Source organism: Streptomyces sp. NPDC051364 (assembly GCF_040682115.1).
Classification (GTDB): domain Bacteria; phylum Actinomycetota; class Actinomycetes; order Streptomycetales; family Streptomycetaceae; genus Streptomyces.
Window position 1 is genome coordinate 190601 of record NZ_JBFBAH010000013.1, and the last position, 11668, is coordinate 202268.

General features: G+C 67.9%; 10 protein-coding genes and 1 tRNA gene. 10 read left to right on the forward strand and 1 reads right to left on the reverse strand.

From position 1 onward, the window contains the following. The first annotated feature begins 84 nt into the window (after positions 1 to 84). From AB0M76_RS26205 to AB0M76_RS26240, 8 genes are all read left to right on the forward strand, one after another. Positions 85 to 2355, forward strand: a complete 2271-nt coding sequence (locus tag AB0M76_RS26205; RefSeq protein WP_365955180.1) for an FdhF/YdeP family oxidoreductase — start codon at positions 85 to 87, stop codon at positions 2353 to 2355. Between the two features lie 54 nt (positions 2356 to 2409). Continuing rightward, positions 2410 to 2880, forward strand: a complete 471-nt coding sequence (locus AB0M76_RS26210) for a hotdog fold thioesterase (RefSeq protein WP_365955181.1) — start codon at positions 2410 to 2412, stop codon at positions 2878 to 2880. Between the two features lie 165 nt (positions 2881 to 3045). Further along, positions 3046 to 3456: a hypothetical protein gene (locus tag AB0M76_RS26215; protein ID WP_365955183.1), complete on the forward strand. Its 411-nt coding sequence runs from the start codon at positions 3046 to 3048 to the stop codon at positions 3454 to 3456. A gap of 530 nt (positions 3457 to 3986) precedes the next feature. Continuing rightward, positions 3987 to 5225: a branched-chain amino acid ABC transporter substrate-binding protein gene (locus AB0M76_RS26220; RefSeq protein ID WP_266668080.1), complete on the forward strand. Its 1239-nt coding sequence runs from the start codon at positions 3987 to 3989 to the stop codon at positions 5223 to 5225. 109 nt (positions 5226 to 5334) lie between these two features. Beyond that, positions 5335 to 6267, forward strand: coding sequence for a branched-chain amino acid ABC transporter permease (locus AB0M76_RS26225; RefSeq protein ID WP_365955184.1), 933 nt, complete (start codon positions 5335 to 5337; stop codon positions 6265 to 6267). Between the two features lie 5 nt (positions 6268 to 6272). Beyond that, positions 6273 to 7997, forward strand: a complete 1725-nt coding sequence (locus AB0M76_RS26230; RefSeq protein ID WP_365955185.1) for a branched-chain amino acid ABC transporter permease — start codon at positions 6273 to 6275, stop codon at positions 7995 to 7997. Positions 7998 to 8002: 5 nt separating this feature from the next. Beyond that, positions 8003 to 9037, forward strand: a complete 1035-nt coding sequence (locus AB0M76_RS26235) for an ABC transporter ATP-binding protein (RefSeq protein ID WP_365955186.1) — start codon at positions 8003 to 8005, stop codon at positions 9035 to 9037. After that, positions 9034 to 9750, forward strand: coding sequence for an ABC transporter ATP-binding protein (locus AB0M76_RS26240; RefSeq protein ID WP_365955188.1), 717 nt, complete (start codon positions 9034 to 9036; stop codon positions 9748 to 9750). The genes AB0M76_RS26235 and AB0M76_RS26240 overlap by 4 nt, the downstream gene beginning before the upstream one ends. 66 nt (positions 9751 to 9816) lie before the next feature. On the opposite strand, the gene AB0M76_RS26245 is transcribed toward AB0M76_RS26240, so the two are convergent. After that, positions 9817 to 10467, reverse strand: a complete 651-nt coding sequence (locus AB0M76_RS26245; protein ID WP_266668072.1) for a response regulator — start codon at positions 10465 to 10467, stop codon at positions 9817 to 9819. Between the two features lie 99 nt (positions 10468 to 10566). Between AB0M76_RS26245 and AB0M76_RS26250 the strand changes: the two genes are divergently transcribed. Together AB0M76_RS26250 and AB0M76_RS26255 are read left to right on the forward strand one after the other, a co-directional pair. Then, positions 10567 to 10639: transfer RNA gene (locus AB0M76_RS26250), tRNA-Leu, on the forward strand. A gap of 164 nt (positions 10640 to 10803) precedes the next feature. Further along, complete coding sequence (locus AB0M76_RS26255) at positions 10804 to 11514, forward strand: helix-turn-helix domain-containing protein (RefSeq protein ID WP_365955189.1); 711 nt, start codon at positions 10804 to 10806, stop codon at positions 11512 to 11514. Positions 11515 to 11668: the final 154 nt, after the last annotated feature.

An 11668-nucleotide genomic window follows, 5' to 3' on the forward strand; every position in this document is an offset into this window, starting at 1 on the left:
CGCAGGGCGTGACAGGATCGGACGCCTACGCGAATACGAACAGCGGCCCACGCCGCGATGCCCGACTGCTCAAAGGGGAGCGACATGGCCACCAAGCCGCCCGCGGGTGATCCCGCACAGGACGCGCCGCAGGTCGCGCCCCCCAAGCAAGCCGCCGCCGGGCTGCCCGCGATCGGGCACACCCTGCGCATCGCCCAGCGGCAGATGGGCGTCGCCCGCACCGCGCGCACCCTGCTCAAGGTCAACCAGAAGAACGGCTTCGACTGCCCGGGCTGCGCCTGGCCCGAAGGCGACAAGCGGCACACCGCCGAGTTCTGCGAGAACGGCGCCAAGGCCGTCGCCGAGGAGGCCACGCTGCGGCGGGTCACCCCGGACTTCTTCGCCGAGCACCCCCTGGCCGACCTCGCCGGCCGCTCCGGCTACTGGCTGGGCCAGCAGGGCCGCATCACCGAGCCCATGTACCTCCCCGAAGGTGCCGACCGGTACGAGGCGGTCCCCTGGGAGCGGGCCTTCGAGATCATCGCCGAGGAGCTGACGGCCCTCGACTCCCCCGACGAGGCCCTCTTCTACACCTCGGGCCGCACCAGCAACGAGGCCGCGTTCCTCTTCCAGCTCTTCGCCCGCGAGTTCGGCACCAACAACCTGCCCGACTGCTCCAACATGTGCCACGAGTCCTCGGGCTCCGCCCTCAACGAGACCATCGGCATCGGCAAGGGCAGCGTCTCCCTCGAGGATCTCCACCAAGCCGACCTGATCATCGTCGCCGGGCAGAACCCGGGCACCAACCACCCGCGCATGCTCTCCGCCCTGGAGAAGGCCAAGACCTCCGGCGCGAAGATCATCTCGGTGAATCCGCTGCCCGAGGCCGGCCTGGAGCGTTTCAAGAACCCGCAGAACCCGGTCGGCATGCTCAAGGGCACCGCCCTCAACGACCTCTTCCTGCAGATCCGCATCGGCGGCGACCAGGCCCTCTTCCGGCTCCTCAACAAGCTCGTCATCGCGACCGAGGACGCCACCGACGAGTCCTTCATCCGCGAGCACACCCACGGCTACGAGGAGCTCGCGGCCGCCGCCAGGGAAGCCGACTGGGCCGAGACCCTCACCGCCACCGGCCTGACCCGCCCCGAGATCGAGCAGGCGCTGGCCATGATCCTGGCCTCGAAGCGCACCATCGTCTGCTGGGCCATGGGCCTCACCCAGCACAAGCACGCCGTCGCCACCATCCGCGAGGTCGTCAACCTCCTCCTGCTGCGCGGCAACATCGGCCGCCCCGGCGCCGGCGTCTGCCCCGTCCGCGGCCACTCCAACGTCCAGGGCGACCGCACCATGGGCATCTTCGAGCGCCCCGCGCCCGCCTTCCTCGACGCCCTCGACAAGGAATTCGGCATCACCTCGCCGCGCGACCACGGCTACGACGTGGTCCGCTCCATCCAGGCCCTGCGCGACGGCAAGGCCAAGGTCCTCTTCGCGATGGGCGGGAACTTCGTCGGCGCCACCCCCGACACCGAGGTCACCGAGGCCGCGATCCGCCGCGCCTCCCTGACCGTCCACGTCTCCACCAAGCTCAACCGCTCCCACGCGGTCACCGGCCGGCGCGCCCTGATCCTGCCCACCCTCGGCCGCACCGACAAGGACATCCAGGCCTCCGGCAAGCAGTTCGTCACCGTCGAGGACTCCATGGGCATGGTCCACGCCTCCCGCGGCAACCTCGCCCCCGCCTCCCCGCACCTGCTCTCCGAGCCCGCGATCGTCGCCCGCATGGCCCGCGCGGTCCTCGGCGCCGCCTCCGCCACCCCGTGGGAGGAGTTCGAGCAGGACTACGCGGCCATCCGCGACCGGATCTCCCGCGTGATCCCCGGCTTCGAGGACTTCAACGCCCGCGCCGCCCGCCCCGAGGGCTTCCGGCTCCCGCACGCCCCGCGCGACGAGCGCCGCTTCCCCACCAAGACCGGCAAGGCCAACTTCACCGCCGCGCCCGTCGAGTACCCGAAGATCCCCGAGGGCCGGCTGCTCCTGCAGACCCTGCGCAGCCACGACCAGTACAACACCACCATCTACGGCCTCGACGACCGCTACCGCGGGATCACGGGCGGGCGCCGCGTCGTCCTGGTCCACCCCGAGGACGCGGCGGAGCTCGGGCTCGCGGACGGCACGTACACGGACCTGGTCAGCGAGTGGAAGGACGGCGTCGAGCGGCGCGCGCCCGGCTTCCGCGTCGTGCACTACCCGACCGCCCGGGGCTGCGCGGCCGCGTACTACCCCGAGACCAACGTGCTGGTCCCGCTCGACTCCACCGCCGACACCAGCAACACCCCCGCGAGCAAGTCCGTCGTCGTGCGCTTCGAACCGGCCTGATAGAACGACCTCAGGACAAGATGGTTAACGATCGTTGACGAACGGAGCCCGCCCATGGGTGAGCAGCACGCTGTGAAGTTCCCGCAGGAGGTCCTCGACGAGTACTCGGCCCTGGGCATCGACCTGCCCGCGCTGTTCTCGGCGGGCCACCTCGGCGAGCGGATGGACATCCGCATCCTCGAGGCCTCGGCCGAGCGGGTCGTCGCCACCATGCCCGTCGAGGGCAACACCCAGCCGTACGGACTGCTGCACGGCGGCGCCTCGGCCGTGCTCGCCGAGACCCTCGGCTCGGTCGGCGCCATGATGCACGGCGGCCTCACCAAGATCGCCGTCGGTGTCGACCTGAACTGCACCCACCACCGCGGCGTACGGTCGGGCGTGGTCACCGGCGTCGCCACCCCCGTCCACCGCGGCCGCTCCACCGCCACGTACGAGGTCGTGATCAGCGACGAGCAGGACCGGCGCGTGTGCACCGCCCGCCTGACCTGCCTGCTGCGCGACGCGGACCCCGCCGCCGGGGCCTGAGCCGTACGCCACGAGCTCCGCAGGCCCGGATCCCGCCCCTCCCGGGGGCCGGATCCGGGCCTGCGGCGTATACGCCCGGCCCCGAAACCGCCCGGAATCCGCCAGTCCGCACCCGGCTCCGCGACGACTGTTGTGTCACCGAAGGTGACGTCCTACCTTCCCTTCATGGGGACCCAGCCACGCATCGCGGCCCGGTACGGCGTCACCGCACTGCTCACGGCGCTCACCATGTCCGGATGCTCCACTTCCGCACCAACCGCCCCGCAGACCCCGTCAACGCCCGTATCCAGCCCCTCCTCGCCTGCCCAGATCTGCACAAGTCTGGTGTCCTACTGGGTGAAGGAGACCCTCAAGGGCAGCAAATGGTCCGGCCTGGACTGGGAACAGAAGGGCCTCTCCAACGACCAGTACAAGATCCACGAGGAAGCCGTCGCCGCAGGCCGCGCCGAGGAGCGAACTGCCGGTCTGGACAAGGCACTTGAAATGGTCGACCGATTCGTGGCGCAGCGCTGCGCCGAGCAGAACGGCGCCACGTGGAGCTCTGAGAACTGGCGACCCCCGAGCCCGGCCGGGTGACCGGAATCCCGCGTGCGCTGTCCGGCTTCCGGGCACCGGCGGCGGACGGCGGATCCGCAGGTCGGAAGCCCGCAGGACCCCGGACCAAGATCGATTCACTCGAAGTGGATCAAGAGGAAAATTACCCTCAGTAATGCCGACGCCCCACAGAATCCCCTTTTTCCCCGGCGGAATGCCACCCACCGGATTCCTTCGGGCACAGTCAGCGACAATTGGCCGCTTTTGATCAATGACAGGAGCATGAACCCCTCAAGCCCCTTAGGGGAACGGTGAATTCTCACCATGCGGACATTCCCCGAAGTCACAATACGTCCGTTTTGTCCGCACTCCCGCCACACATTCTTGGCCTCGGCATAACAAGACAGTCACATCATCCTTTCCCTGCTCCCCGCACTCGCCACCTCGGCCTAGAGTCACGGCCAGTCACCGCGCCACAGAGCGCAACCCAGCACGGCCGTGGACCTCCCAGTGCGGCCCGGCGACCAAACGGCACCTCAAATGAGGGGGCCGCGCCAGGGAAAGGAAGAATCGTGCGACACCGTTCTTTGCTCGTCCTCACCACCGTGATCACCACGGGAGCACTGACCCTCACCGCCTGCGGATCGCGCGATGAGGCCAAGACCGGCGGGGACAAGTCCGGCGGCTCCAAGACCGTCGTCGTCATCGGCGTGGACGCCCCCCTCACCGGCTCGCTCTCCGCCCTCGGCCAGGGCATCAAGAACTCCGTCGACCTCGCGGCCAAGACGGCCAACAAGAACAACGAGGTCCCGGGCATCGAGTTCAAGGTCGAAGCCCTCGACGACCAGGCCGTCCCGGCCTCCGGCCAGGCCAACGCCACCAAGCTCGTCGGCAACAAGGACGTCGTCGGCGTCGTCGGCCCGCTGAACTCCGGCGTCGCACAGCAGATGCAGGGAGTCTTCGCCTCCGCCAACCTGGCGCAGGTCTCCCCCGCCAACACCAACCCCGCGCTCAGCCAGGGCGACAACTGGGGCAAGGGCGAGTTCAAGCGCCCCTTCAAGACCTACTTCCGCACCGCCGCCACCGACGTGGTCCAGGGCAAGTTCGCCGCCCAGTACCTCTTCAAGGACGCCGGCAAGAAGAAGGTCTTCGTCGTCGACGACAAGCAGACCTACGGCGCCGGCCTCGCCGCGATCTTCGCGGACGAGTTCAAGAAGCTCGGCGGCGAGGTCGTCGGCACCGACCACGTCACCGTGAAGGAGACCGACTTCTCCTCCACCGCCGACAAGGTCAAGTCCTCCGGCGCCGACTCCGTCTACTTCGGCGGCCAGTACCCCGAGGGCGGCCTCCTCGCCGACCAGATCAAGAAGGCCGGAGCCAACATCCCGCTCATGGGCGGCGACGGCATCCAGGACCCCGCCTTCATCACCGCCTCCGGCGAGGCCAACGAGGGCGACCTCTCCACCTCCATCGGCTACCCGGTCGAGAAGCTGCCCACCGCCAAGACCTTCATCGCCGACTACCAGGCCGGCGGCTACAAGGACCCCTACGCGGCTTACGGCGGCTACTCCTACGACGCCGGCTGGTCCGTCGTCCAGGCCGTCAAGGCCGTCGTCGCCGCCAACGGCGGCAAGCTCCCCACCGACGCCCGCGCCAAGGTCGTCGAGGCCCTCGGCAAGGTGTCCTTCGAGGGCGTGACCGGCAAGGTCGCCTTCGACGAGTACGGCGACACCACCAACAAGCAGCTCACGGTCTACAAGGTCGAGGGCGGCAAGTGGATCGACGTCAAGAGCGACACGTTCAACCAGTAATCCCGTAGCACCCCGCATCACCAGCTCCACCTGAACCAAACCACCGCGCGAGGGCGCAACAGCGCCCTCGCGCGGAGTCTTATCCGACACGCTCATCGGAGGCCCTGCGGTGCACGAACTGCCGCAACAGCTGGCCAACGGCCTTGCCCTCGGTGCCCTTTATGGCCTCATCGCCATCGGGTACACCATGGTCTACGGCATCGTCCAGCTCATCAACTTCGCCCACGGCGAGATCTTCATGATCGGCGGCTTCGGCGCACTCACCGCCTACGCCATCCTCCCGACCGGCACCTCCCTGCTGATCGCGATACCCGTCATGATCATCGGAGGCTCCCTCGTCTCCGTCCTCGTCGCCATGGGAGCCGAACGCTTCGCGTACCGTCCCCTGCGCAGCGCTCCCCGGCTCGCACCCCTCATCACCGCAATCGGCCTCTCGATCGCGCTCCAGCAGCTCGTCTGGCAGTTCTACCCGGACGCCAAGAAGGCCGTCAGCTTCCCCGAGTTCAAGGGCGAAGCCTTCAAGATCACCGACAGCCTGGCCATCCAGCGCGCGGACGCCTTCGTCCTCATCCTCGCCCCGCTCTGCATGCTCGCCCTCGGCATCTTCGTCCAGAAGAGCCGCAGCGGCCGCGCCATGCAGGCCACCGCGCAGGACCCCGACACCGCGAAGCTGATGGGCATCAACACCGACCGCATCATCGTCATGGCCTTCGCCATCGGTGCCGCGTTCGCCGCCGTCGCCGCCGTCGCCTACGGCCTCGACAAGGGCCAGATCAACTTCGAGATGGGCTTCATCCTCGGCCTCAAGGCCTTCACCGCAGCCGTCCTCGGCGGCATCGGCAACATCTACGGAGCCATGGTCGGCGGCGTCGTCCTCGGCCTCGCCGAAGCCCTGTCGATCGCCTACATCGAAGACATCCCCGGCATGTCGCAGCTCGGCGGTGGAGCCTGGTCCAACGTCTGGGCGTTCGTACTCCTCATTGTCGTCCTCCTCGTGCGGCCACAAGGCCTGCTCGGTGAGCGCGTCGCGGATCGGGCGTGAGAACCATGACCAACGAAGCCACCCTCCCGCTCGACGCCGAAGCCACCGGTGCCGTCTCCCGCACCGCACTGCTCTACGCAGTCATCGGCGGAAGCCTGCTGACCATCATCAGCGCCTTCCTCGCCTGGACCTGGACCTCCGAGTTCCCCGGTGACCTCACCTACTACGGCAGCCCGGCACCCATCCAGTTCCTGAGCCTCGTCGGCGCCCTCCTCACCGCCGCCCACGCGCTCTCCGCGCTCGGCGTCAAGGGCCTGCGCTGGCTCACCCCCACCGGCGCCCGCAAGCCCGTGTGGATCCTCTCGCTCGGCACCCTCGCCGGCACCTGGTTCACCGTCGTCGCCATCGCATGGGTCCTCGGCGGTTTCGTCCACCTGGAGCCCGGCGCCTACCTCGCCCTCATCGGCTCGCTCGTCCCGGCCCTCGCCGCGTACAAGCTCCCCGACGACAGCCACAAGGCGGCCGCCGCCAAGAAGCTGCCCTCCTGGGGCGAGATCCTCATCATCATCGGCGCCTTCGCCGTCGGCCTCTACGTGGTCACCTTCGGCATCGACACCGACGACAAGGAGCCGCAGCTCTTCGTCACGTACCTGATCATCGTCGGCTTCGCGGCCTTCGCCCTGCTCAAGTCCGGTCTCTTCGACCGACTCGGCCTCCTCACCGCGAAGAACCGCCAGGTCACCCTCATCGGTACCGCGGCCGCCGCGATCACCTTCCCGTTCATCCAGCAGAGCGGCGACACCTACACGCTCATCGCGGTCAACATCCTGATCTTCGCGACCGTCGCCCTCGGCCTCAACGTCGTCGTCGGCCTCGCAGGACTCCTCGACCTCGGATACGTCGCCTTCCTCGGCGTCGGCGCCTACGCCGCCGCCCTGGTCTCCGGCAGCACCGCCTCCGCGTTCGGCTTCCAGCTTCCCTTCTGGGCAGCGGTCATCGTCGGTGCCCTCGCCTCGCTCATCTTCGGCGTGATCATCGGAGCACCGACCCTCCGCCTGCGCGGCGACTACCTCGCCATCGTCACCCTCGGCTTCGGAGAAATCTTCCGCATCGCCATGGGCAACCTCGACGGCACCTCCGGCCCCGACATCACCAACGGCCCCAACGGCATCCCCAACATCCCCCACCTCGAACTCTTCGGGTGGAACTTCGGGGAGTCGCACACCGTCGGCGGCATCGTCCTCGGCGCCTACGCCAACTACTACTTCCTGATGCTGCTCGTGATGGCACTCGTCATCCTGGTCTTCGCCCGTGCCGGCAACAGCCGCATCGGCCGCGCCTGGGTCGCCATCCGCGAAGACGAGACCGCCGCCGAAGCCATGGGCATCAACGGCTTCAAGGTCAAGCTCATCGCCTTCGCCCTCGGCGCCACCCTCGCCGGCCTCGCCGGCACCGTCCAGGCACACGTCAACAGCACGGTCGTCCCCGAGAACTACGTCTTCGCCGGGCCCGTCCCGCCGAACTCCGCGTTCCTCCTCGCCGCCGTCATCCTCGGCGGCATGGGCACCATCCGCGGCCCCATCCTCGGCGCCGCACTGCTCTTCCTGATCCCGGCGAAGCTGGCCTTCCTCCAGGACTACCAGCTCCTCGCCTTCGGCATCGCCCTCATCCTGCTCATGCGCTTCCGCCCCGAAGGCCTCATCGCCAACAAGCGCGCGCAGCTCGAGTTCCACGACGACACCGCTGACCAGGCCCCCACGGACCTGGCCACCGCCAAGGCGGGGGCGTGAACACCATGACCACCACAGACACCACCACGACGACCACCGTCCTCGATGCCAGCGGCGTCACCATGCGCTTCGGCGGCCTCACCGCCGTCAAGGGCGTCGACCTCAAGGTCAACGCGGGCGAGATCGTCGGACTCATCGGCCCCAACGGCGCCGGCAAGACCACCTTCTTCAACTGCCTCACCGGGCTGTACGTCCCCACCGAGGGAACCGTCAGCTACAAGGGCACGGTCCTGCCGCCCAAGCCCCACCTGGTCACCAGCGCCGGCATCGCCCGCACCTTCCAGAACATCCGGCTCTTCCACAACATGACGGTGCTGGAGAACGTCCTCGTCGGACGCCACACCCGCACCAAGGAAGGCCTCTGGTCCGCCCTCCTGCGCGGCCCCGGCTTCAAGAAGGCCGAAGCCGCCAGCGAAGCACGGGCCATGGAACTCCTGGAGTTCATCGGCCTCCAGAACAAGGCCCAGCACCTCGCCAAGAACCTCCCCTACGGCGAACAGCGCAAGCTCGAAATCGCCCGCGCCCTCGCCAGCGACCCCGGCCTCATCCTCCTCGACGAGCCGACCGCCGGCATGAACCCGCAGGAAACCCGCGCCGCCGAAGAACTCATCTTCGCGATCCGGGACATGGGCATCGCCGTACTCGTCATCGAGCACGACATGCGCTTCATCTTCAACCTCTGCGACCGCGTCGCCTGCCTCGTCCAGGGCGAGAAGCTCATCGAAGGCACCGCAGCCGAGGTCCAGGGCGACGAGCGCGTCATCGCCGCCTACCTCGGCGAGCCCTTCGAAGGCGACCCGGGCGCGGCGGAGGCCGCCGTGGTCGAAGCCGCCGAAGCGGCCGCGTCGGCCGAGGCCGAGGCACCGGCAGAGGCCGAAGCACCGGCAGAGGCCGAAGCCGAAGCCGAAGCGAAGACGCCGGCAGAGGCCGAGGCGGACGCCGAAGCCGAGGCGGACGCCGAAGCGGAGCCGGAAGCGGACGCCGACGCCGACGCCGACAGCACCACCAGCACCACCAGCACGGACGGAGACGCCAAGTGACCGCACTGCTCGAGGTCAAAGACCTCAAGGTCGCCTACGGCAAGATCGAAGCCGTCAAGGGAATCTCCTTCGAGGTCAACGAAGGCGAAATCGTCTGCCTCGTCGGCACCAACGGCGCCGGCAAGACGACCACCCTCCGCACCCTCTCCGGACTCCTCAAGCCCGTCAGCGGCACCGTCACCTTCGACGGCAAGCCGCTCACACAGGTCCCCGCCCACAAGATCGTCTCCCTGGGCCTCGCCCACTCCCCCGAGGGACGCCACATCTTCCCCCGGCTGACGATCGCCGAAAACCTCCAACTCGGCGCCTTCCTGCGCACCGACAAGGACGGCATCGAGAAGGACATCCAGCGCGCCTACGAGATGTTCCCCATCCTGGGCGAACGCCGAAAGCAGGCCGCCGGCACCCTCTCGGGCGGCGAACAGCAGATGCTCGCCATGGGCCGCGCCCTCATGTCCCAGCCCAAGCTGCTCATGCTGGACGAGCCCTCCATGGGCCTCTCCCCGCTCATGATGCAGAAGATCATGGCGACCATCGCCGAACTCAAGGCCTCGGGCACCACCATCCTGCTCGTCGAGCAGAACGCCCAGGCCGCCCTCTCGCTGGCCGACCAGGCCCACGTGATGGAGATCGGCAAGATCGTGCTCTCCGGCTCCGGCCAGGAGCTCCTCCACAACGAGGACGTCCGCAAGGCGTACCTCGGCGAGGACTAAAGATCCGCTCAAGCCTGAGGCCCGCCACCGTCCCCGGTGGCGGGCCTCACGCGTACGCGCGTACCGCTACTGCGCGGCGTTCTTCTTCTCCTCGGCGTCCTCGATGACCGCCTCTGCAACCTGCTGCATGGACATTCGACGATCCATGGAGGTCTTCTGGATCCACCGGAAGGCGGCAGGCTCGGAAAGCCCGTACTGCGTCTGCAGAATGCTCTTCGCACGGTCCACGAGCTTGCGGGTCTCCAGCCGGAGCGAGAGGTCCGCGACCTCCTTCTCCAGCGCCTTCAGCTCCGCGAACCGCGACACGGCCATCTCGATGGCCGGCACCACATCACTCTTGCTGAACGGCTTCACCAGGTACGCCATGGCCCCGGCGTCCCGCGCCCGCTCGACCAGGTCACGCTGCGAGAACGCGGTCAGCATGAGCACGGGGGCGATGGACTCCTCCGCGATCTTCTCCGCCGCGGAGATCCCGTCCAGGACCGGCATCTTCACATCGAGGATCACCAGGTCGGGGCGGTGCTCCCGGGCCAGCTCGACGGCGGTCTGCCCGTCCCCGGCCTCGCCGACCACGGCGTAGCCCTCTTCCTCGAGCATCTCTTTCAGGTCGAGACGGATGAGCGCCTCGTCCTCGGCGATGACGACGCGGGTCGTCAGCGGCGGAACGTGCGACTGGTCGGCGTCGGGCGTGGGCGTCGACTCGTGCTCGGCGGTCACGGATGGCTCCTCGTTGCGGGCATAACAGCTCCCACGAGCCTACCTAGCTCCTGTATGTTTGTGGGACGGAGGGTCTTAGGTATCCTTCGTTTCGAAGGGGCCCCGGTAGCCCAGCGGTAGAGGCGATGGATTCAAAACCCATTCAGCGTCGGTTCGAATCCGACTCGGGGCACTTCTCCTTCGATTTCAAGGTCGCAAAGCGTTTCGGCGATCTTCACTCGCGCCAGTGAACACGACTTCGAATTGCAGCCAATCGGGCGAACGCCGACGAAGCTTTCACGCGTGGAGCACAACCCTTCGATTCGCGAACAGGCATTGGCCCTCCTCCGCCGAGGCGTGACCAATCGCGCCATCGCCGAACACTTCGGCATCCCACGCGGCACCGTCGGCTGGTGGCGGCATGAGGACCGGAAGCTCCGAGGCGAGACGTACACCCAGCCGACCGACTGTCCGATATGCACAGGCCGAACGTTCGACCACGCGGCGTACGCCTACCTTTTGGGGCTCTACCTCGGCGACGGCCACATCATCTCGAAGCCCAAGCAGCACCACCTGTCCATCTTCTGCGATGCGTCGTGGACCGGACTCATCGACGCCGCCGAAGAAGCGATGCACCTGGTGATGCCCATGCCCAGGGTGAGCCGCCGACACAAGACGGGGTGCGTGGAGGTCAAGTCCTACACGCACCACTGGAAGTGCTTGTTTCCGCAGCACGGGCCGGGCAAGAAGCACGAGCGGCAGATCGCCCTCGAAAGGTGGCAGCAGGAGATCGTCGACGCCCACCCATGGGAGTTCCTGCGGGGGCTGATCCACTCCGACGGGTGTCGGATCACGAACTGGACCGTCCGGAACGGCAAGCGGTACGAATATCCGCGGTACTTCTTCACCAACAAGTCCGACGACATCCGGAAGCTCTGTACGGACACGCTGACCAAGGTCGGTGTCCAGTGGACGGTCCTGGCCCGCGGCAGCGACCCCTTCAACGTCTCCATCGCCCGCAAGGCGTCCGTCGCGCTCATGGACGCCCACATCGGGCCGAAGTACTAGCTACGGCAGGTCGCCGTCGCCGCCCAGGTTGGCGACCATGCGGCGCAGGGTGTCGATGGGGGTCTGTACGGTCAACGGTGGATCTTCGAGCAGGAAGTGACACCTGATGACAGACGTGACCGTGTCGGCGGAGGCCGTGGCGGAGGTACAGCCG

What these genes read in the sequence shown, in the direction of transcription:
- AB0M76_RS26210 (WP_365955181.1), top strand. Translation starts at nt 2,410, where the DNA reads ATGGGTGAGCAGCACGCTGTGAAGTTCCCGCAGGAGGTCCTCGACGAG.
- AB0M76_RS26235 (WP_365955186.1), top strand. Translation starts at nt 8,003, where the DNA reads ATGACCACCACAGACACCACCACGACGACCACCGTCCTCGATGCCAGC.
- AB0M76_RS26215 (WP_365955183.1), top strand. Translation starts at nt 3,046, where the DNA reads ATGGGGACCCAGCCACGCATCGCGGCCCGGTACGGCGTCACCGCACTG.
- AB0M76_RS26205 (WP_365955180.1), top strand. Translation starts at nt 85, where the DNA reads ATGGCCACCAAGCCGCCCGCGGGTGATCCCGCACAGGACGCGCCGCAG.
- AB0M76_RS26230 (WP_365955185.1), top strand. Translation starts at nt 6,273, where the DNA reads ATGACCAACGAAGCCACCCTCCCGCTCGACGCCGAAGCCACCGGTGCC.